Below are 22,012 nucleotides of genomic sequence, written 5' to 3'. Positions count from 1 at the left end.
TAGAGAGCCTCATCAGCGCTCATAAGGTGTGACCGATATTCAGCGTTTGCATAAACTTGGAATAATGGCATTATAACGACCTAGGTACAATGCTAGCGTCAATACATGGTCGACACCTTTGGTCGACAAATCACTCGCTTATTCTATCTACTATATCACCATACTAAGCCCTATAGCGTTAGCAGTTTTATAAATTTAACGAATTTATGAGAATAAGTTTTTAGTCATAAAAGCCTTTCTTAATTAACGGTTTTAGCCGGCGATGATACTTTGCACCTCATCTATAGGCGCTGACCTGTAAAACTGTTATTATTCCTAATCTTATATGAGCATACAAGGGACAATTGAGCCATGCCAAAAAATACATCTTATTCGTTACCAAAAGACAGCAAAGCATGGCAACAAGCCGTCGATTCTATTGCCTCACTTCTACCAAACGATACGAATTTGCAAGATTTTGACGCCTTGCAGTCCCTTCCTGTTTTTGCATTAATCGTCGTTCTCCCGACTCAAGTGTCGACGCTCGATATCCATCAGTATGTACAGTCATGGGTCGATGAACAGCCAAACTGGCACTTAGTCACCGTAGCAGAAGATGCCGATGCAAGCTTTGTGAATATCACAGTTTCTGATACAGAGCCGATGGAAGACAATGCACAGCGCTTACCCTTTACCCAAGCGCAAGTATTCCGCTACTTGCTGGTGCCAGTGACTGATACGCTTATGCATCCTGGCAAAAAGACTGCAGCAGCGCACATTATTGATGATCAGCTGACCACGCGCTTGCGTCATGACTTAACGGAAGAGTATAACAATACTCGCCCTGCCGATAACAACGATACATTAGATGTCGTCGACTGTCATATCCTATCTGTTGGTCATATGCTACGCACACACAAGCTTGCTTGTTTCGATATGGATTCGACCTTGATTGAGCAAGAAGTCATCGTTGAGTTGGCGAAAACGGCCGGAATCGGTGAGGAAGTTGAAGCCATCACTGAAGCGGCGATGCGCGGTGAGATTGATTTTGACGAATCTTTTGCTCAGCGTGTGGCACTGTTGCAAGGCATATCAACCGATGTCCTCGATGAGATTTGTAGTCGCCTAACCTTGTCAACAGGTGCTCGCACCACCATCAGCGCCCTTAAAGCTTTAGGGTATCATACAGTGTTGGTATCAGGCGGCTTTACCTATTTTGCCCGCTATATCGCTGAACAACTAGGTATTGACGAGGTTCACGCCAATGCGTTAGATATCGACGAAGGCGAAGTGACTGGTCATGTACAACTGCCTATCGTCAACGGTGCTAAAAAAGCTGCAATCGTCGAACAAACTGCCGAACGCTTGGGCATCGCTATGTCACAAGTGGTCTGTATCGGTGATGGGGCTAATGACCTGCCGATGATGGCTATCGCTGATTTGGGCGTTGCCTACCGTGCCAAACCCATTGTCCAAGCACGGGCTGATTCTGCGATTAATGTCACTGGGCTTGAAGGCACCCTTTACGCCCTTGGGTATCCAGCGCTTGCCGCGACGAAGTAAACGCCAAACATATATTTATTAAGACAAGCTGGGTTAATGCCTTACCATTAATCTGGCTTTTATATTTTAATAGTTCTTAGAGTTATTACTTTTTCATCATGAAGGACTGCCCATGACGGCATCACGCTCACCGCAACCAGACCAATCTTCAGTGTCACAACCAGTAAATAACAACACCTCCCCCACAACTCCTGATGACCCAAAATCACTTTTTGCGACTTATATTAAGGGTATGGCAATGGGCGCTGCCGATATCGTGCCTGGTGTCTCTGGCGGTACTATCGCACTGATTGCTGGGATTTACGAGCGTCTGATTAATGCCCTTGGTAGCATAGGCCCCAATCTTTGGCAGATATTTCGCCAACAGGGTGGTATCAAAGGCTTACTGGCTGTATGGCGACAGGTTGATGCAACATTTTTGCTATTTCTGCTATTAGGTATTGCCACCAGTTTTGCGACACTGGCCGGCATTATTAAACACTTATTAGACAATCAGCCACTACTGATTTGGTCGTTCTTCTTTGGTTTAGTCATTGCCACGGTCTTCTTATTGCTCAGTGAGATTAAACGTTGGAACATAGGCCGTGCAGCGTTGTTTGTGATGGGACTTGTTAGCGCAGTGGTTATTAGTAGCTTGCCATTGCTCGCCACAACACCAAGCTTACCCTATCTTTTCTTTGCTGGAGCAATCGCCATTTGCGCGATGATATTACCCGGAATCTCAGGGTCTTTTATCTTATTGTTATTGGGCGCTTATGATGCAGTGCTAGAAGCAGTCAATACAATGAACCTAAGCGTCATCTTAACCGTCATGGCAGGTATGGCAACGGGTCTGTTACTATTCACCCGTGCCCTCAAGTGGTTGCTAGCTCGTTACTATCAGGCCACGCTTGCATTGCTCACAGGTTTTATCGCAGGTTCTTTGGTAAAAGTTTGGCCGTGGAAGGTCGACGCCTTAGGAGCGCTTAATAGCGATGCCATCAATAACGTAATGCCTTGGCAGTATCCTACAGGACCGCACTGGCTAACCACTATAGGTCTCATGCTATTGGGTGCAGTATTGGTATCGTTGCTGTCGTGGTGGGGCAATCGTACGCAATAGACACTCGCCTTCACCTAACCTCTGTGTAAATCAGTAAGCTCTAATACATAAGCGAGCGTCAGACTGGCTTTAAAATACTGACTTTAAAATATATTTACAAAAGCCACGCTCAGGAACGCTTAGAACCCACTCCTAAAACCAAGCGCCCATCCTTGCGGCGCTTGGCTTAAATTCTGCCATCCCTCATCTAAAAATACGCGTTAACCAGTCTAATAACACGCTAAAAAATCAGACGTCAACGGTTGTCGCAAAGTCGCCTTCACCCTCTTTAGCTTTGGTCAGCAAACTTCCATAATGGTCATATTGGAATTCACCTTATGAATAGCGAGATGAATAATGTTAATGACTATATTTTCTTTTATCGGGTTAGATACTTGGAGCAATGCCGCTCTGCTTGGCTACGGTCTACTAGCAGGCTTGATAGTGGCGCTTGCCTTTTCATCGCAGCGTTGGCTATTGATATATTTATTCGGTGGTATGGCCTATTGGTTAGCGGTCGAAGGCATCCAAAGTGTGATATCGAGTCGGCCTATGCTGGCGGAGCTGTCAGAATGGCATAGCTATGTCGTCGCTATGGGTATTAGCTGGCTGCCATTGGTTGGTTGGGTGTTGTATCGTGCATTACGTTATGAGGATGTCAGTCAAGCGGTGCAACAGCAGCGCGAGTTGGAAGCAGCGCGCTATATCGAACACACACCTGTCTATGATGATGACTATCAGCCGCGCTTCCACTAAATATTTGATACTAAATAAAAAAAATTCACCAAATTAGCGTTATTGGCTGCGAATGTTACAAGATACTTAACGCTCTCTACTTAACTACTAAAGAATAATGCCTACTTAATGGTTTATAATCTAGTTATATATTTATCGCAAAAATTGGTATAAAGTACGCTTTATTTTTATGCCTCATTCTTTAGGAGTTCCATTATGTTTACTGTTCCTGTGTTAGATATCAAATCTGATCCATTAGATGTGTTGCTGGCTGTGATTGGCTATCGCTTGTCTATGTTGGCTGATAGTGATAACGAAGACGTTAAAGCACTATTCGCTGATCGTAACGTCACCATCGAGCTTGCCAGCAAAGAGTCTGATATCGCACGTCATTTCAGCTTTAATAATGGAAAATTTAGTCAACAGAGCGGTCATGCCAAAGACGCAGATTTGACGATTAGCTTTAAAGACTCTATGACAGGCGTTAAGCTTTTGACCAAAGGCGACCTTCCTGCGTTTATGACTGCCGTTCAAGAAGGCAATCTGAGCATTGAGGGTGATTATAGCCTAATGATGTGGTTCAACAAGCTAGCTAAGCACATTGTTCCTGCTATTCCAGAAGAGTGCAAACCTTACATCCAAAAAGCCAAACCTTATGCTTATAAAGCACAGCAGTTTGCGAATCATTGGATTGGTTTTGCTAAGCATAAATTGGGCAAATAATTCGATATCATTCATTAGAGTACCCAAACATTAAGTAGCGCGTAGTTGTAAACATTCACTACTCTTCTGCTCACTATATTATTGGTTCGAAGCTTTTTGATTAATGGCACTTATATCAAAGCCACTTTGCTTAGCGTTACTACAATAGGCACTACTCTAATAAGCACTACTCTGACTTTCTAAAAAGGTTGCGGTATACTATATCGCAGCCTTTTTTGTTTTTTAAAACCCTAACAGAGAAAATAATCAGACCCACCTAACAATATTATAAAAGGATTTAACTCATGGCAGGATTCCTCAATATCTCAGAGCCTAATGACAGTAACCACACCGATTTACTCAATAATAAAAATAATGCCAATCATCAACCACAAGCCACCACCCAAAATACATACAGTCGTGAAGACATTGCCCAGCTTTTTGACCTGCCATTGATGGATTTGTTGTTACAAGCTCAGACCATTCATCGAAAGCACTTTAGCGCCAATGAAGTTCAAATCAGTACCTTATTATCTATCAAAACAGGCAACTGCCCTGAGGATTGCGGCTACTGCTCACAGTCCGGTCATCACCGCAACACCACTAACCTACAAGCAGAGAAACGTATCGAAGTCGATAAAGTCATCGCTGCTGCCAAACGTGCCAAAGCCAGCGGCTCGTCACGGTTCTGTATGGGTGCGGCGTGGAAGCATCCTAGCGCTAAAGACATGCCCTACGTCGTTGAGCTTATCAAAGAAGTCAAAAACTTGGGGCTTGAGACTTGCATGACGCTTGGCATGCTCGACACTGAGCAAGCGGCGCAACTGGCTGACGCTGGGCTCGATTACTACAATCATAATTTAGATACCTCGCGTCGCTACTACGAGCAAGTCGTTAGCACACGCAGTTATGATGAACGCCTCGATACGATTAGCAATGTCCGCAACTCAGGTATTAACGTTTGTAGTGGTAATATCGTTGGCATGGGTGAAAGTCGTGATGACCGTATCGACTGGGTGCATGAGCTGTTAAAAATGCCCAAGGCTCCTGAGTCAATTCCGGTCAATCTACTGGTGCCAATTAAAGGCACACCAATCGGTGATAAGGTCTTAGCAGAAGGCCAGCTGCCAGTACTGGAGTGGATACGTACAATTGCTGTGGCGCGTATTTGCTGCCCAACTAGCTATGTGCGGTTGTCTGCTGGTCGTGAAAGCTTATCCGATGCCGAACAAGCATTGGCCTTTATGGCAGGTGCCAATTCGTTCTTTTACGGTGACAAACTACTGACCACGGGTAATGCCAGTCAATCAAGCGACAATAGACTCATGCGTGAGCTTGGCCTAACCGCACAATTTGCAGCCCCTAGGGCGCCCAAGCAAGTGCCGGTCATTGATGCGATGAGTGGTCATGAATCACAAGTCGTGTTAGCAGATTAGCTTTTTAGCACTACCGTTCATGAATAATCTGCGCTAAGCTTGCCGACATGATTGAGTGCACCCTATTAGAAGTAAAAAACATCCTTAAGAGAGACGACAATGGCAGATTATTTTAACTGGATTAAAGCGGCACATATTATCTCTATGGTCTGCTGGTTTGCAGCGATATTTTATTTGCCGCGTCTGTTTGTGTACCATGCGATGAGTGACGATAGCATTAGCCATGAGCGCTTTGCCATTATGGAGCGTAAGCTCTATCGTGGTATTATGACGCCATCGATGATAGCAACCTGGATATTTGGGCTCTGGATGTTGGGACTGGGCTGGGATGTTTATAAAACGCAAGGATGGCTACACGTAAAGCTGTTATTGGTGGTACTGCTATCTGGCTATCATGGTGCCTGTGGATTTTATCGTAAAAAGCTGATTGATAATCCACATTATAAGTCACATAAGTTTTGGCGTTGGTTTAACGAAATACCCGTTTTTGCGTTAGTCATTATTGTGATTTTAGTTGTGGTAAAACCGTTCTAAGACCCAAGCAATCTCATAATCATTGATAGTGTATGTCTTTGATAATTTATAGCAAAAAGCGTCCGTTACTGATAAAAGTAACGGACGCTTTTTATTAAGCTACTGTATCTAACAGACCAAATGAGTATGACACTACTGGTTATATTTCTTAGTCTTAGTGCGAAAAACTGAATGCTAAATCCTGAACACTAAACACTAAACACTAGGGCGCATGATTTGGTAGACATTACTCAAATCATAAACACGGTAACGAGCAGGCTCACGGCGATTTTCACCAGCATAGCTCAGTATCAGTGCTTGCTTAGCACGTTCATCAACCCAACCGACAAACAATCCACTATGCTCGACCCGATTGTAGCCATGATTGATATAATAGAGCCAATCACCGACCTCAATATCGCTACTATTGGCATAAGGTCCTTGTCCATAAGTGCCTTTATGAATAGTATCGCGCGTCACCCCCGCACGTTTAAATACGGCATCCAGATAGTCCCAGCAACCCCCTTGGATAATCGCACGCTCGTTCAGCGCCATCTTGCGTGCTGTACTGACTACCTCACGCGCAGCCGTATTACTCTGCATCTCAGCACTGCTGAGTATCGGTAAATATTCGCTATCGACATTATCGTAATTACCGGACAAAAAAGCTGGCAATACTGCAGGTGCTTGACGTGCTATTTCAGGGTAGCGATAAGTGGTGCTCATGTTAGGCTGGGTAGCCGGTGTATTTGTAGGGGTAGCGCGATAAGTGCCAGTACGTTGAATGGTTGAACGAGTACTTACCTTGGCAGAGGGCACTGCTGAATAAGACGGCGTATAACGAGCACTAAAGTCAGATTGGCCGGACTTTTGCGCAATCAGCGCACTCATACTATCTGCATGGGCCGGACCTACTAGACCAAAGGTCATTAATAAAAGGCTGCATGGCACTGTCATTGATGACATAAACGACGTCTTGGAAAATAACTGAGCAAGTGGCTTAGAAAATGGCTTATTAGATGACATGGGCAAACGCGACATGACTGACTCCTTGTCAATAAAACATAAATACCAAGATAAAAATAGTGGTTTACGGACTCTCTAAACTTACTTATAAACCATTTAGGCACGAATCTGCAAGCACTATTGCAGATGCATAGGCGATGAGGGGTATTAAAACGCAGATTAATGGTGCAGCTAGAGAGTACGTTAAGGATTTAATTTTCAAGAGAAAAGTAATTAAAGCAATGCTATTTACAAGGAAGCGGATAGCATTGAATCATGTGCAATGCAGAAGCAAGTTTTAGGAGTATCCTATTGGTTGTTTTTTTCAGATTCAGAAACAGAGGAATCGTTGCTCATCTTTATATTGGCATGGCGCTTAGTGAATGTCTGACCCTCTAGTATCGCTTGAGCGGCTTTGGCTTCTTGGATGCTATCAAAGCCACTAATATGATATTTGCGTGTACCGTCGATATCAGCAATCTCTAGCTGCTCGCCAGTCAGCGTAATGCGATTCTCTGCCGTCAGCTGAATATGCTCACGCTTGCCTTGATTGTCATGCACCAATTCACCATTGCGCACCCATAAGACGCCACTGCTAATCATGCCGCTCATAGACTTCTTGTGCTTTAGGCGCTGCCTATTAAATATAAAACTACCGATAATAAGCAATGCTAGCGCGCCAATAGCCAAGCGTTCAGGCAATAGGCTCATTGCCATAGCGACCGCTACTGCACCCACAAGCAATGCAGACCCAAACCAAAATAGTCCATTGTCAGCCGTTTGCTGCTGACCTTGTAGAGTGATTTTGGCGCCGTCATCAGTCAGCTTGAGCATGCATTATTACCTATTGCTGAATATCTATAAATAAAAATGACAGTCCATGAATGAACCACCATGAAACACAAACCGTTAGAAAGTTAAATTTTCATAAGTTCATATAATCATCAAAAGCAGATTACCATCCTAAAGCGGTCTGCTGCATTTTAATCAATTCGGCGATACCTTTTTCAGCCATCGCAAGCATGTCATCTGCCTGAGCACGGGTAAATGGCTTTTCTTCAGCAGTACCCTGAAGCTCAATGAACTCGCCTTTTTGAGTCATGACGACATTCAAATCCGTATCACAGCTAGAGTCTTCTTCGTAGTTCAAATCTAGATACGCCTCGCCATCTTTCATACCGACAGAAACAGCAGCAACCAATCCAATCAATGGATCAGCTTTAAGTTTTTTGGTCTTTTGAATGCTCTCAAGTGCATCGATCAAAGCAATAGCAGCACCAGTAACACTAGCGGTACGAGTACCACCATCCGCTTGCAAGACGTCGCAATCAAGATAGATGGTATTTTCACCCAACTTACTCAAATCAATCATGGCGCGCAAGCTGCGACCAATCAAGCGCTGGATTTCTTGCGTACGACCTGACTGCTTACCGCGTGCTGCCTCACGTTGATTACGGGTATTAGTCGCACGTGGCAACATGCCATATTCAGCGGTAATCCAACCTTTGCCTTTGCCTTTTAACCAGCGCGGTACACCTGACTCAACACTTGCGGTACAGAGAACTTTGGTATCGCCAAAGCTGACCAATACAGAGCCCTCTGCATGCTTGGTATAGTGGCGCTCAAAGCTGATCGAACGAAGTTGGTCAAGCTCACGATTGTCAATACGCATAAAAATTCCTAGTACAGTGTTTTAAAAGCAGTGTTATAAAATAAGAGAGGTGTCATTACGTGGCTGGCTGATGTTTATAGGATAAAAAATCAAACTCGATAAGCATCTATCAAAATGAACAATCACCACACACTCTAGCAGACGTAAATATTAAGATATCCTAACGTGGCAGCGGCGCAATAGCAAGATTCCCTCACGCTATTACGCCGCTGTTTTGGTAAAGTTTGCTGCTAGATTTATTCTAAGCCTTCCATCTTACGCAATTCTTTACGCAGAATTTTGCCGACGTTTGATTTTGGTAATTCATCAACGAACTGTATGTGGCGTGGACGTTTATAACCCGTCAACTGCTTTTTACCAAAATCAAGCAGCTCTTGCTCGGTGACGTCGCCTTTTTTGACCACAAATAGCTTCGGCTCTTCGCCGCGCTGATCATTTGGAATACCAATCGCACCGCACTCCACCACTGCTGGATGCTCGCTCATGGCCTCTTCAATCTCATTTGGGTAGACGTTAAAGCCCGAAACCAAAATCATGTCTTTTTTACGATCGACAATTTTGATAAAGCCTTTTTCGTCCATGATACCGATGTCACCGGTTTTTAGATAACCGCTGGCTGTAAAGGTTTCAGCCGTTTCTTTCGGACGGTTTTGATAACCAATCATCACCTGTGGGCCTTTTACACAGATCTCACCGCGATCGCCTGTCGCGACTACGTTTTCTTCATCATCAATCAAAATCACATCCGTACTAGAAGCAGGAATACCGATTTTTCCTGTAAATTCAGAAATGGTCATAGGGTTGAAAGCAACCACTGGCGAGGTTTCAGACAGACCATAGCCTTCAACGATAGGTAGGCCAGTGATTTTATGCCACTCTTTTGCCACGCTTGGCAATACCGACATACCGCCGCCGATAGAGGCTTTTAAATTAGAGAAGTCTAGGTCTGCAAACCCTTCTTTATGCACTAAACCATTAAACAAGGTATTTACCGCAGGTATAAATGAAGGCTTATACTTGCCCATCTCTTTAATCAAACCATCCAAATCGCGTGGGTTTGGAATCAGCAGACCAGCATAACCTTGGTACATGCCATACATACCACAAACCATAAATGAGAATACATGATATAACGGTAGCGCGGTCAAAATCACATCACTAGCATCAGCATCATCATCAAATGCACTGTTCATAAGGGCACTAATCTGCAGCATATTGGCGACTAAGTTACCGTGAGACAGCATCGCACCTTTGGCAACACCAGTGGTACCACCAGTATACTGCAACAATGCCACATCGCTTAAATTCAAATCAGGACGTTGATACTTACTCGCCGATACCGCGCTCAATGCTTGCTTAAAACTGATACTGTTTGGTAGTCGATACGCAGGAATCATTTTTTTGACATGGCGCGCGACTAGGTTGACCATTGCCCCTTTAATCGTACCTAGCATATCGCCAATTTTACAGACGATGACGTGCTTAACCTGACCTTTGTCTTCCGCATCTTCATACGTTTTTGCAAAGTTTTCAACGATAAACAAGGCTTTAGCGCCACTGTCATGCAACTGATGTGACAGCTCACGGCTGGTATATAAAGGGTTAACATTGACCAGCACCATACCTGCACGGATGATACCTAGCGCAACGACTGGATATTGTAAGATATTGGGCATCATCACGCCGACTTTGTCACCCTTGACCAGTCCTAATGACTGTAAGTAACTGGCAATTTGACGGCTATATAAGTCCAGTTGTTTAAAGGTAATAGAGGCGCCCATACAGATATAGGCAGGTTTTTGACCATAACGGCTAAAGTTACGCTCAAACACATCAATCAAAGAGGTATTGTCATCTGGCATATCGATGGTTGCATCGATACCGTAGCGCTCGTAAGCATTCAACCATGGACTGTCACTAGATATCGTGGGCACATCAGGAAATGCATTGCCCTCATATATTCTACCGGTTGTGTTTTGGCTCGCTGTTGTCTCTTTATTGATATTGTCGGTCATAATTTCCCTTAAATGTCGCCGTTAATAATATAGAACACCATTATCTTTTGTGAGTAATCGATGACAGCAAAAGCTTATGAATAAAAAACAGAGTAACTCAGTCGGGTTTATCATTCATAAGATTTTTGAAGCATAGAGTACTATTAAGTCAATGATAAATGGCACAATAGCTTAGCATCGCTAAGTTGTAAATTACTTTTATTATGTAAGGTTTGCAAAGCAGCCCACGCAAAACCAACCTAAAACATCCGTATGGTTTTGCCGTTAAAGATAAAAATATGTCGATGCGCACTATAGCAGTTTTGCTACGAATTCTCTATCTATAGCACTGGTGCTGTTCTGCCGAAGTAGTGTCGTATGACTTAGAGCAATATAAAAGGCATAAAGGGATAAAGGCAAAAAATGACAAGGCAGCATGTAAGCGACCTTATCATTTTTGGTTATGACGACTCTAATAGCAGTAGCATCACATTATTCATATAAATGCTAAGCTGGGCATCCATACTTCAGTCTATATTGAGTACCTAAAATATAGGTATTTAATAATAAGCACTCAACCATATAGACCTTCAATATAGCGACTTAATATGGACACTCATCGCATGCTACCTAGACGTAAGCGTTCGTTGACTAACTGTGCTTACTTTCTTCGAGAGTACGCAAGTCTTTGTGTAAAATCTTACCAACGTTCGACTTAGGTAACTCATCGATGAATTCAACATAACGCGGACGCTTATAACCGGTTAGATTTTCTTTGCTATAATCGAGCACTTCTGCTTCAGTCAAGCTGTCGTCACTACGCACCACAAAAATCTTCGGTACTTCGCCACTCTTTTCATCGTCGATACCAATGACGCCACATTCCAAAATCTTTGGATGACCCGACATCACGTCTTCTACTTCGTTTGGATAAACGTTGAAACCTGATACCAGAATCATATTCTTTTTGCGGTCGACAATCTTAAAGTAGCCTTCCTCATCCATGATGCCAATATCACCGGTGCGGAAATAACCGTCAGGCGTCATCACTTCATTGGTCGCATCTTCACGCTTCCAATAGCCTTTCATGACCTGCGGACCACGAACACTGATTTCGCCGCGCTCGCCAAGTGGCACTTCATTGCCTTCTTCATCCAAAATAGCCATGTCAGTGCCAGGCATCGGTAGACCGATATTACCTGAGAACTCACCAGTACCTTGCGGATTTGCTGAAGCAACCGGTGAAGTCTCTGACAGACCATAACCTTGCACAATAATATTGCCTGTAATTTTTTCCCACTTAGCTGCGGTATCTTTTAATACTGCCATACCGCCGCCCATCGACATCTCAAGCTTGCTATGGTCTAGCGCTTTAAATGCATCACTGTTAGCAAGCGCATTAAACAGCGTATTTACTGCTGGGAAAAACGCTGGTGGATAATCTTTATAGGCTTTGATTAAGCTGGCACCATCGCGTGGGTTTGGTACTAGCAGACCGATACAGCCACGGTACAAGCCAAACATGCCACAAACGGTAAATGAGAAAATATGATATAGCGGTAACGCCGTCATAATAACTGGCTGCTCATTAAGATCTTGGAATTTATCAAAAGCGTCGCCCAGATAGGTATCACACTGAATTAAGTTGGCGACTAAGTTGCCGTGCGTCAGCATCGCGCCCTTTGCCACACCTGTAGTACCACCGGTGTATTGAAGCACTGCCACATCATCCAAACCGATATCGTTAGGACGTTTGTATTTTTTCGCTGGGAAACTGTGTAACGCTTTTTTGAATTTTACGCTGCCCTTAATATGGAATGGCGGCACCATTTTTTTGACATGACGAACCACGGTATTCACAATCAGACCTTTTAATGGACTCATTAAGTCGCCCATTGAAGTCACAATCACATGATCGACCAAGTCTTTACCGATGTCTTCATAAGTTTTGGCAAAGTTTTCAAGCAATACCAACGCTTTGGTATCAGAGTCATCTAGCTGATGCTCAAGCTCTTTTGTGGTATATAGTGGGTTAACGTTGACCAGTACCATGCCGGCACGTAACACACCCAGTACGGCCACTGGAAGCTGCAAGATGTTGGGCATCATGACCGCAACTTTATCGCCTTTTTGCAGTCCTAATGACTGTAGGTAGGCGGCGAACTGTTTACTATATTGGTCTAACTCTTCATAAGACAGCTTTACATCCATACACACAAACGCAGTGCGACCAGCATGGGTAATAAAGTTCTGTTCAAGGATGTCGATTAACGACGTATTGGCGGGTGGCATATCAATATCGTACTGAATACCAAGCTTTGCGTAAGTGTTGACCCATATTTTGTCGTTGCGACGAGTTAGGTTACCGTGATTTTCCATAATCTGTTCTCTCCTAGTAATAGTACGCTATCGTCCACCCATGCCAATCACAGTGTGATAAACATATGAGTCATCAAAACATCTACAAACCATCGTGATGGTAGCAAACTGGCGATGTCTTCGTATGGTGATGAGTGAACAATATAGCGGTAAATAGCCCTTTGTTCATTAACATACACACTTTATACAAACTACTCAATATAAAAGATTGCTACCTGAGTTCGCAAACTTACTTGACGGCAATTAAATATATAAATATCAAATGCTTATCTACAATATGACTGACCATACCTCTGATTGTTACTAATTATTTATTACTGAACAATGTTTTATTGTTAATAAAAACTACCGTATATTACGCTTTTATTAACGCTTGTTATCCAAGGCTTCAGCAAGTTCTGTTAAGGTCACAAAGTTACGGCGCGTGCCCTCTTTATCACTATTTGGTTGCTTGGTAAAGGTGTTTGTCGCAAGTTTAGAGCTGTCACTATATTGCCAATCATTGATATAGTCACTCTGACTTAAGCGTTGACCAAAGCCTGCAACGGCGATGGCAAACTGGGTATCAATATTGGCTTTATTTAAAGGGCGGCTGGCATTAATAATCGGTTGGCTTATCAGTTTTGAGCTGCCACCTTTTGGCGACTTATAGCGAATATTTAGATAGCCTAGCTCGTTCGCTTTTTTACCGCTAGCAGTTTTCTTTGATTCATTCTCATTATAACGGCGCTCGCTAAACAATCCTTTTGCACCCGTTGGCGTTACTTCAAACAGCGCAATGACTGCCTTACCTGCCCCAAGCTCGCCGGCATCGACTTTATCATTATTAAAATCCTGCTCGTTCAGTACACGGTTTTCATAACCGATTAAACGCCACTCGCTGACCACATTTGGATTGAACTCCACTTGTACCTTGACGTCTTTGGCAACAGTGTTAAAGGTCGCTGCCAGCTCATCGCTAAAGACTTTTTTTGCCTCAGTCAAACTGTCGATATAGCTATAGTTACCATTGCCGTTGTCCGCCATTTGCTCCATCATGTGGTCGTTGAGATTGCCACGACCAAAACCGACAGTCGATAGGGAGATGCCGCGATCGCGATTGGCTTTGACCAACGCTAGCATCTCATCAACACTACTAATACCGACATTAAAATCACCATCGGTCAGCATCATAATACGATTGATACCGTTCTTTTCCATGCCTTGTTCTGCTTGCCTATAAGCCAGCTTTAAGGCGTCTTCACCGTTGGTCGAGCCAGCAGCGTTTAGGCTTTCTATGGCAGCAAGTATTTTTGCTTTTTGGTCACCACTGGTCGTAGGCAGCGCCACACTGGTAGTGCCCGAATACGTGACAATGCTAATATTGTCTTGCGCGCGCATCTGCTCGGTAAGTAATTTCAATGACGATTGCGCCAGTGGTAGCTTATCGCGTGATGACATGGAGCCTGACACATCGACCAAAAACACCAAGTTAGCGGGCGGCATAACTTGATTGGCAGTTTTATTAGACCAACTATTCTCAACCGCTTTAATCCCGACTTTGACGATTTTATTCTCTTGATCGGCCTTATCCCATGGTGAATCAACCACCTCCGTTGCGACCACAAACGGTGCGTTGGCGATACGTTTGCCATCATCGAATTGATAGTTAAAATAGTTGATTAACTCCTCTACGCGCACGGCATCGACAGGTGGCAACTGCCCCTCATTAAGATAACGACGCACATTGGCGTAGCTGCCAGTATCGGTATCAATGGACAGAGTGGCAACCGCCATCTCAGTGGTACGGTGTACTGGATTGGCGTCGTTCTTTTGATAATTATCACGCGCTGCTGGTTGTATACTGATGCCAGATAATGGACGAATACTCAATTGTGGTGCTGAGCGTGTCATGATGCTATTGCTCATCGCGCTATCAGCCACAACAGCACTTGGCTGTGCCATCTCCAACTCGGCCACTGCTACGATAGGCTGCACGGATCTTTTATTATCTGGTTGCTTTACGTTCTCTTGACGGACCGTACTGCTGGTCGGCTCAGCCACCGGCTGACTCACTGGCTGACTCACTGGCGATGAGCTACACGCTGCCAACCCCATCATACTGGCGACAGCACTGACTAATAGCGTATTTTTGGTTAAAAGATGGGCACACATTCGTGATAAATAAGCAGGTGACATAGTAGCTACTCCATAGGATAGGCAGTTTGAATAGACAGCTCGATGATAACAAATCCGTTTTACAGCTTTTATAATAATTGTTGATAAGCATTATTGAGTAGTGCGCTATAAAACAGGCGCTCAACAAATAAAAGAGGTGCTCAATAAAAAGGCAAATAATATGCGTCTGATTCACTATACTTATCTTATTTTGTAAAAGCCATCAGCCAAAACGCAATCAGCACGTCTATCTAGCACGTCACGACCTGTCGTCTATTCTGACTTATGCCTTTTTAATTTTGCCAATATCCTTTACGATAGCACTATCCTATTTGCACACTTGCACCAATTATTTATATCTATTAAAACTGATAAGCGAAACCTATTCTATGTCCGATGTTATTGATAATACGATTGCTCCCATTATCCCAAATGAACCGATGGATACCCGCTCCGTGGCGGAGTTCACTGAACAAGCCTATCTCAACTATGCTATGTACGTCATCATGGATCGGGCGTTGCCCAATATCGCTGATGGCCTAAAGCCTGTACAGCGCCGTATTGTCTATGCGATGAGCGAACTGGGGCTGAAATCCTCTGCCAAGGCGAAAAAGTCGGCGCGTACGGTCGGTGACGTGCTGGGTAAATATCATCCGCATGGTGATAGCGCCTGTTATGAAGCCATGGTACTAATGGCACAGCCGTTTAGTTATCGCTATCCGCTCATCACGGGTCAAGGTAACTGGGGTAGCCCTGATGATCCCAAATCCTTTGCCGCGATGCGTTATACCGAAGCCAAAATGTCCGCTTACGCCAATACCTTGCTTGCAGAATTAGGACAAGGCACGGTTGATTGGCAAGATAACTTCGATGGCACCATGCAAGAGCCAACCACCCTACCTGCCCGCCTGCCCAATATTTTATTAAATGGTACGACTGGTATTGCGGTTGGTATGGCAACCGATATCCCGCCGCATAACCTTAATGAAGTGGTACGCGCGGCTATTCGTCTGCTAAAAAATCCTGAGCTATCGGTTAAACAATTAACCCAATCGATACCAGCGCCTGACTTGCCAACGCCAGCTGAAATCATTACCGGTAAAAAAGACTTGCAGGCGATGTATGAGAGCGGTCGCGGCAGCTATAAAATGCGCGCCACCTTTCACATTGACCCAAAAGAAAAAAATCTCGTCATCATCGATGCGCTTCCTTACCAAGTCTCAGGCAATAAGATTCAAGAGCAAATCGCTAAGCTGATGACGGATAAGAAACTACCGTGGATTACTGATATTCACGATGAATCAGACCATGAAAACGCTTGCCGTATCGTCTTAGAGCTAAAATCTACCCGCGTCGATGTGCAGCGCGTCATGAGTCATTTGTTTGCCAGTACTGATCTTGAAAGCAATTACCGCGTCAATATGAATATGATTGGCCTAAATGGTAAGCCACAAGTCAAAAACCTCAAAGAAATCCTTGAAGAATGGCTCGTCTGTCGCCGCTCAGTGGTCACGCGCCGTCTGCAATATCGCCTCGATAAAATCGATAAGCGCTTGCATATCCTTGCAGGTTTGCTGATTGCTTATCTGAATATCGATGAAGTCATTCGTATCATTCGTGAAGAAGACGATCCAAAATTATCATTGATGCAAGACTATGACATGACTGAGATACAAGCCAATGCTATCTTGGACATTCGTCTGCGTCAGCTCGCTAAACTAGAAGAGATTGAGCTGCGCCGCGAGCAAGATGAGCTGGCAGCCGAACGCGCCATCATTCAAGAGTACTTGGACAATCCAGACAGCCTGACCAATCTGATGATTGATGAGCTTACCGCTGATATGAAGGAACACGGTAACGAGCGCGTATCACAATTGGCAGAACGCGAGGAAGCGCAAGCACTCAAAGAGTCCGACCTCGTACCAAGTGAGCCTGTCACCGCTATCCTATCGAAAGCGGGCTGGATTCGCGCCGCCAAAGGTCATGAAGTCGATGCCGCTGGCATGACCTATCGCTCGGGTGATAGCTATCAAGCCCACGTGCGCGGCAAATCCAATGAGAGAATCTACGTGCTCGATAGCACTGGACGCAGCTATAGTATTGACGCGCATAGCCTCGCCTCGGCACGCGGGCAAGGTGATCCGCTAACCAGCGTACTTAAACCACCCGCAGGTGCTAGCTTTGAGCAATTATTAACCGGTGCTGACAATCAGCGTATTATCCTTGCCAGTTCAGCAGGTTATGGTTTTATCAATAACATTGGTAATCTTGATAGCAATCAAAAAGCAGGTAAAAACATCATCAATCTAGCGACTGGTAGCCGTTTGCTCCCTGTTGCGCGTATCGATGCACCAGTGGAAACGATTGCTAATGCTGACGGTTCAGAAACCAATTCAAATGTAGCGCCTGACCATCTCGCTGTCGTGACCAATGCAGGATATCTATTGATATTTGCCCTTGATGATTTGCCTGAACAGGCACGTGGTAAGGGTAATAAGCTGATTAAATTAAAAGACGGTGAAGAGGTGCTTGCCATCACGCCACTCAGCCAGCAAGACAGCCTAATCATTACTGCTGGTAAACGGCACGTAACGCTAAAACCCAACGATTTAGCCAACTATACGGGCAGTCGTGGTAATCGTGGTGGGCAGTTGCCAAGAGGTTTTCAGAATGTGACGAGTGTTGAGGTTGGGTAGTTTGGGTTTATTTATTTAAGTTTTAGAATGCTGGGCTAAAAGCCCAGCCTACGGTTTAGCTTCCTAAGTAAGAATAACCAATGTTTCAGCTTAGCAAAATAAGGGACTGCTATGGGCCCAGATTTGAGCGATGGAACTATCATCGAAATTGATAGAGAAAAAGGTATTATTTATATCAAAGATAATATTCATGACGGTATGATTGTTCGCTGTAAAAGAAATAATCATCATACAAAAGAGATATTTATAGTCGGAGAAAAGGTTGTTTATCCTTTGTTATATCTAGACCATCCCACAGCGGCGGGTCTCTATAAAGAAGAAGTGTTTAGTAATCCTGCTGCCCAGCAACAGACTCACCAAAGTAAAACTGGCTCTTTATACAATAAATGGCTAACGAACTCACATATAAATGATAGTAACAGCCGCACCATTCCTAAATGGTGGATAGTGCTCTGTTTATTATTGGGTATACTTTGGGGAATATTTAAAGGATAACTCAGATAATAGGGGCGCTCTAGGCAACTATTGAGTTCATAACCTAACAAAAAGGTGCGTGGATCTCACTATATAAATGACTAATATCTGAAACCAAAACCTCTAACCCTGCCTTAACCCCAAAATCGGAATAACCAAGTCTTCTTCATCGGTCAAATGTTGCGAGAGTAAATCGGTCGCCTCCACCAAGGTTTGATGTAATTGCGCTGCCAGCGCCTTATCCTCAACCTCACTTTTCGCCAGCGTATTATTTTGCACTTGCAGCTTATCAAGTAGCGCATCCAAGCGCACATGGTCGCGACCCAACATCTCAAACCCTGCCTGTAACTGCGGATACATCCGAATAAACTCAGGGAAAAACCCCTCATCCTCGACGCCATGATGCTGATGCAATTTAAGAATGTGCATACTGATACGTTTGAGTATCTGCGAGCGATATTCTGCCCAGTCATACTCGCCAGATTGATAAGCCTCACTTATCTGTGTCAAGATACGCTGACGCTTGCGTATGTTAGTATGTACTTTTAGCCAGCCCGATGTTTTGTAAGCATAATCTGCGCTAAACCATTGATCAGGCGGTAGCTTATTAAATAAGAACAACCAATCTACCTCAAGCCGACTGTCAGGATGACGCGGCGATAGAATAAATAAGTCATCGTCTAAAGATTTTTGGCTAGCAGTGTTATTAGTAGATACGGGCATTATATTATCCTTATCGCACAGTTTTGCATTGTATGTATTTATTAATAATACTAAACCTCGTAAACATGGCGTTAAGAGGTTATATAAAGCCAAAAGACAGAAAATCAACCGTTTCTCTTGCTGTATTTTTAGCGCTATAAAATGCATACTTACCCATAAATTCAAATTATATTATTAGTCATAACCCTTAAAATTATTCAGCAAGTTCCAACGACTTTCTATACTTGCTTTGAATACCTATACAGTCGGTTTTTAAATATAAAGGATACTCATGTTTATTGTAGATAAGGCGGCGCCAGCCAGTATCAATCAGGCGTTACCGGTGCCGAAAGTGATATTTTTTGACATTGATGACACGCTTAGCCGTGACGGTGTTATTGCCGCGCACAACCAAGCGACGCTTGAGGCGCTGGCCAAAACTGATATTAAACTCGTGATTTCGACCGGACGCTCTAAAGCGATATTGCCAGCGGATATTTTAGCGTTGCTCGACGCTGATGTTTTGGATGCCATCATTTGTATGAATGGGCAGTACAGCTTTGATAAAAATGGTGTCATCAGTCATTACCCATTATCTGCTGAGCAGACGGGCAAAATCGTCCAGTTATGCCAAACAAGCGAGCTCATTCATAAGTTTGACTCTGCCACGCATATCGCCTGGTCGGGTGAAAATGCACGCCTGCGTGAATACAATGCCAGAACACCAAACTCTATCGTTGACCCAGTCTATTACCTATCGAATCCGGTCTATCAATGCTCGGTATTCTTCAACAATCAAGAAGACAAAATGCAAGACATCGACTTTGCCCAGGACGATTTAAAGCTCGTCCATTGGCATCATATTGGCGCAGATATCTTGCCAGTAAATGCCTCTAAAGCACGAGGTATTCAAGACGTCTGTCAATATTATGGCGTGGAACCGCGCGAGTGCATGGCATTTGGTGATGGCATGAATGATTTGGAGATGTTTGATTTGGTCGGCTATGCGGTTGCCATGGGTGATGCCCAACCAGCTCTGATAGAGCGCGCAGACTTTGTCACTGGCACGATTGAAGAGTACGGAATACAGGCAGTACTTGAGCAGTTTCACATAGCATCGTAAATAGAACAGCTTTAAGCAAAGTTGTTAAGAGTGCTCTTTTATACAACCAACAAAAAACCCTTGTCAGTTCAATCTGACAAGGGTTTTTATTTTGCGAATAACGACTAAATCTTATTAGCGATTATTCATTGAACAACTACCTCGCAGGATAATAAGTCTCTGCGCCAGGTCCTACAGGTAAACCCAGTACGAACACCCAAACAGAGAACAAGATGGTCCAACCAATTAAGAATGCCATAGAGTATGGCAACATCATCGCCATCAGCGTACCGACCCCTGTGTCTTTTTTATAACGCATCGCTACTGCCAAAATCAGACCGAAATAGCTCATCATAGGAGTGATGATGTTGGTGGCTGAATCGCCAATACGGTATGCCGCTTGAATCATCTCTGGCGCGTAACCGGTGAGCATGAGCATCGGCACAAAGATCGGAGCGGTCACTGCCCACTGTGCAGACGCCGAACCAAGCATCAAGTTGACCAGACCACAAATAATGATAAAACCAACCAGTAGTAAAGGTCCAGTGAGACCAATATCACTTAGGAATGTCGCACCAGATACCGCCATCACCGAGCCAAGATTCGACCATTTAAAGAACGCCGTAAACTGTGCCGCAAAGAATACGAGCACAATATAAATACTCAATGAGCTCATGGCGTTACTCATGGCATCGACCACGTCTTGGTTGCTCTTGATGCTACCAGTAATTTTACCGTAGATATAACCCGGTACCGCAAAGAACACAAAGATAAATACCACAATGCCTTTTAAGAATGGCGACCCTGATACCAGGCCAGTTTCTGCATTACGCAAGATGCCATCTGCAGGCACCACTGTCCACGCCAGCAATAAGCAAAATACGAGCATGCTTAACCCTGCCCACAGTAGTCCCTTTTTCTCAACTGACGATACTTTTTCGATTTGCGTCTCTAATACAGAAGCATCGTCAGCATCGTTAGGATTATATTTGCCCAAGCTTGGCTCAACGATTTTTTCGGTGACAAAATAACCCAAACCACTGATCAAAAAGGTACTGGCGATCATAAAGTACCAGTTGGCCTCTGCGCCAACGGTGTAAGCTGGATCGATGATACGCGCCGCTTCTTGGGTAATCCCTGATAATAGAGGATCTACCGTACCGAGCAATAAGTTAGCACTATAGCCCCCTGATACCCCAGCAAATGCTGCTGCCAAACCTGCTAGCGGATGTCTACCGAGCGAGTGGAAGATAACCGCTGCCAGTGGTATCAATACCACGTAGCCAAGCTCTGCTGCTGTGTTTGACATGATGCCAGCGAATACAATGGTAAAGGTCACCATCTTTTTGGGCGCATTCATGACCAGACCACGCAGGGCGGCTGATATCATCCCAGAGTGCTCAGCGATACCGACACCTAGCAATGCTACCAGTACCGTACCGAGCGGCACAAAGCCTGTAAAGTTGGTGACTAAATTCTCAACAATACGCGCTAAGCCCTCGCCGTTCAATAGGTTGACGACTTCAATCATGCCATCGGCACTACGACCACTGGTGCCCTCTGGTCTCGGATCAATCACCGATACACCAAAGTAAGACATGACTGCTGAGAGTACCAACAACAGCACAGACATCCATACAAACAAAATGACGGGATGTGGCAATAAATTACCGAGCCACTCCACCCCTTTTAGGAATCTTTGCATACGAGAGCTTTGCGCTGCTGTATCAAAACTATCGGGTGGCGGACTGCCATTTGGCGAATTACTTCCCTGCATAGCCATTGCTCCATTCAAGATTTAAGTAAAGTGAGTATATTTCAA

The 22,012-nt window shown here is 44.3% G+C and carries 17 protein-coding genes; 9 read left to right on the top strand and 8 right to left on the bottom strand.

Annotated elements, in window-relative coordinates; all coding sequences use genetic code 11:
- Positions 1–351: 351 nt before the first annotated feature.
- The 6 genes from serB (at position 352) to hemJ (ending at position 6,030) form a co-directional block, all read left to right on the top strand.
- Positions 352–1,542, top strand: a complete 1,191-nt coding sequence (gene serB, locus QL919_RS05415; protein ID WP_290188555.1) for a phosphoserine phosphatase SerB — start codon at positions 352–354, stop codon at positions 1,540–1,542.
- Positions 1,543–1,654: 112 nt separating this feature from the next.
- Positions 1,655–2,644, top strand: a complete 990-nt coding sequence (locus QL919_RS05410) for a DUF368 domain-containing protein (RefSeq protein WP_290188554.1) — start codon at positions 1,655–1,657, stop codon at positions 2,642–2,644.
- A gap of 342 nt (positions 2,645–2,986) precedes the next feature.
- The gene (gene aciT, locus QL919_RS05405; RefSeq protein WP_290188553.1) at positions 2,987–3,379 is read left to right on the top strand and encodes an AciT family ciprofloxacin tolerance protein; all 393 of its coding nucleotides are present in this window, start codon (positions 2,987–2,989) and stop codon (positions 3,377–3,379) included.
- Positions 3,380–3,574: 195 nt separating this feature from the next.
- On the top strand, positions 3,575–4,081 hold the full coding sequence (locus tag QL919_RS05400; RefSeq protein ID WP_290188552.1) for an SCP2 sterol-binding domain-containing protein: 507 nt from the start codon (positions 3,575–3,577) through the stop codon (positions 4,079–4,081).
- A 284-nt stretch (positions 4,082–4,365) separates the two neighbouring features.
- Positions 4,366–5,496, top strand: a complete 1,131-nt coding sequence (gene bioB, locus QL919_RS05395; RefSeq protein WP_290188551.1) for a biotin synthase BioB — start codon at positions 4,366–4,368, stop codon at positions 5,494–5,496.
- 99 nt (positions 5,497–5,595) lie between these two features.
- Positions 5,596–6,030 carry a protoporphyrinogen oxidase HemJ gene (gene hemJ / locus QL919_RS05390; protein ID WP_290188550.1) on the top strand — a complete coding sequence of 145 codons (435 nt, stop codon included), beginning with the start codon at positions 5,596–5,598 and terminating at the stop codon, positions 6,028–6,030.
- A 195-nt stretch (positions 6,031–6,225) separates the two neighbouring features.
- Here the strand turns inward: hemJ and QL919_RS05385 are convergent, their stop codons facing one another.
- The 6 genes from QL919_RS05385 to QL919_RS05360 form a co-directional block, all read right to left on the bottom strand.
- Positions 6,226–7,050: a hypothetical protein gene (locus QL919_RS05385; protein ID WP_290188549.1), complete on the bottom strand. Its 825-nt coding sequence runs from the start codon at positions 7,048–7,050 to the stop codon at positions 6,226–6,228.
- A 273-nt stretch (positions 7,051–7,323) separates the two neighbouring features.
- Positions 7,324–7,848, bottom strand: a complete 525-nt coding sequence (locus QL919_RS05380; protein WP_290188548.1) for a hypothetical protein — start codon at positions 7,846–7,848, stop codon at positions 7,324–7,326.
- A 121-nt stretch (positions 7,849–7,969) separates the two neighbouring features.
- On the bottom strand, positions 7,970–8,686 hold the full coding sequence (rph, locus tag QL919_RS05375) for a ribonuclease PH (protein ID WP_290188547.1): 717 nt from the start codon (positions 8,684–8,686) through the stop codon (positions 7,970–7,972).
- 236 nt (positions 8,687–8,922) lie between these two features.
- Positions 8,923–10,701: an AMP-binding protein gene (locus QL919_RS05370; RefSeq protein WP_290188546.1), complete on the bottom strand. Its 1,779-nt coding sequence runs from the start codon at positions 10,699–10,701 to the stop codon at positions 8,923–8,925.
- 630 nt (positions 10,702–11,331) lie between these two features.
- Entirely contained in the window at positions 11,332–13,059 is a 1,728-nt protein-coding gene (locus QL919_RS05365; protein WP_290188545.1) for an AMP-binding protein, read from the bottom strand.
- A 366-nt stretch (positions 13,060–13,425) separates the two neighbouring features.
- Positions 13,426–15,237, bottom strand: a complete 1,812-nt coding sequence (locus QL919_RS05360; RefSeq protein WP_290188544.1) for a VWA domain-containing protein — start codon at positions 15,235–15,237, stop codon at positions 13,426–13,428.
- 368 nt (positions 15,238–15,605) lie between these two features.
- Between QL919_RS05360 and parC the strand changes: the two genes are divergently transcribed.
- Together parC and QL919_RS05350 are read left to right on the top strand one after the other, a co-directional pair.
- On the top strand, positions 15,606–17,912 hold the full coding sequence (gene parC, locus QL919_RS05355; RefSeq protein ID WP_290188543.1) for a DNA topoisomerase IV subunit A: 2,307 nt from the start codon (positions 15,606–15,608) through the stop codon (positions 17,910–17,912).
- Positions 17,913–18,023: 111 nt separating this feature from the next.
- Positions 18,024–18,407 carry a hypothetical protein gene (locus tag QL919_RS05350; RefSeq protein WP_289049824.1) on the top strand — a complete coding sequence of 128 codons (384 nt, stop codon included), beginning with the start codon at positions 18,024–18,026 and terminating at the stop codon, positions 18,405–18,407.
- A 102-nt stretch (positions 18,408–18,509) separates the two neighbouring features.
- Here the strand turns inward: QL919_RS05350 and QL919_RS05345 are convergent, their stop codons facing one another.
- Positions 18,510–19,109 carry a hemerythrin domain-containing protein gene (locus QL919_RS05345; protein ID WP_290188542.1) on the bottom strand — a complete coding sequence of 200 codons (600 nt, stop codon included), beginning with the start codon at positions 19,107–19,109 and terminating at the stop codon, positions 18,510–18,512.
- A gap of 271 nt (positions 19,110–19,380) precedes the next feature.
- Here QL919_RS05345 and QL919_RS05340 point away from each other — a divergent pair, with 271 nt between their 5' ends.
- Entirely contained in the window at positions 19,381–20,211 is an 831-nt protein-coding gene (locus tag QL919_RS05340; protein ID WP_290188541.1) for a Cof-type HAD-IIB family hydrolase, read from the top strand.
- Positions 20,212–20,347: 136 nt separating this feature from the next.
- Here the strand turns inward: QL919_RS05340 and QL919_RS05335 are convergent, their stop codons facing one another.
- On the bottom strand, positions 20,348–21,967 hold the full coding sequence (locus QL919_RS05335; protein WP_290188540.1) for an AbgT family transporter: 1,620 nt from the start codon (positions 21,965–21,967) through the stop codon (positions 20,348–20,350).
- Positions 21,968–22,012 lie beyond the last annotated feature (45 nt).

This window comes from Psychrobacter sp. APC 3426, assembly GCF_030408035.1.
Taxonomy (GTDB): domain Bacteria; phylum Pseudomonadota; class Gammaproteobacteria; order Pseudomonadales; family Moraxellaceae; genus Psychrobacter.
This window is presented reverse-complemented; position numbering and strand designations above follow the sequence as displayed.

Bases quoted from the DNA above. Each gene is read 5' to 3' on its own strand.
- QL919_RS05410 (WP_290188554.1), top strand. From the start codon at position 1,655: ATGACGGCATCACGCTCACCGCAACCAGACCAATCTTCAGTGTCACAA.
- QL919_RS05400 (WP_290188552.1), top strand. From the start codon at position 3,575: ATGTTTACTGTTCCTGTGTTAGATATCAAATCTGATCCATTAGATGTG.
- serB (WP_290188555.1), top strand. From the start codon at position 352: ATGCCAAAAAATACATCTTATTCGTTACCAAAAGACAGCAAAGCATGG.
- rph (WP_290188547.1), bottom strand. From the start codon at position 8,686: ATGCGTATTGACAATCGTGAGCTTGACCAACTTCGTTCGATCAGCTTT.
- QL919_RS05380 (WP_290188548.1), bottom strand. From the start codon at position 7,848: ATGCTCAAGCTGACTGATGACGGCGCCAAAATCACTCTACAAGGTCAG.
- QL919_RS05335 (WP_290188540.1), bottom strand. From the start codon at position 21,967: ATGCAGGGAAGTAATTCGCCAAATGGCAGTCCGCCACCCGATAGTTTT.
- QL919_RS05385 (WP_290188549.1), bottom strand. From the start codon at position 7,050: ATGTCGCGTTTGCCCATGTCATCTAATAAGCCATTTTCTAAGCCACTT.
- QL919_RS05350 (WP_289049824.1), top strand. From the start codon at position 18,024: ATGGGCCCAGATTTGAGCGATGGAACTATCATCGAAATTGATAGAGAA.
- parC (WP_290188543.1), top strand. From the start codon at position 15,606: ATGTCCGATGTTATTGATAATACGATTGCTCCCATTATCCCAAATGAA.
- QL919_RS05370 (WP_290188546.1), bottom strand. From the start codon at position 10,701: ATGACCGACAATATCAATAAAGAGACAACAGCGAGCCAAAACACAACC.
- aciT (WP_290188553.1), top strand. From the start codon at position 2,987: ATGACTATATTTTCTTTTATCGGGTTAGATACTTGGAGCAATGCCGCT.
- hemJ (WP_290188550.1), top strand. From the start codon at position 5,596: ATGGCAGATTATTTTAACTGGATTAAAGCGGCACATATTATCTCTATG.
- QL919_RS05360 (WP_290188544.1), bottom strand. From the start codon at position 15,237: ATGTCACCTGCTTATTTATCACGAATGTGTGCCCATCTTTTAACCAAA.
- QL919_RS05365 (WP_290188545.1), bottom strand. From the start codon at position 13,059: ATGGAAAATCACGGTAACCTAACTCGTCGCAACGACAAAATATGGGTC.
- QL919_RS05345 (WP_290188542.1), bottom strand. From the start codon at position 19,109: ATGCCCGTATCTACTAATAACACTGCTAGCCAAAAATCTTTAGACGAT.
- bioB (WP_290188551.1), top strand. From the start codon at position 4,366: ATGGCAGGATTCCTCAATATCTCAGAGCCTAATGACAGTAACCACACC.
- QL919_RS05340 (WP_290188541.1), top strand. From the start codon at position 19,381: ATGTTTATTGTAGATAAGGCGGCGCCAGCCAGTATCAATCAGGCGTTA.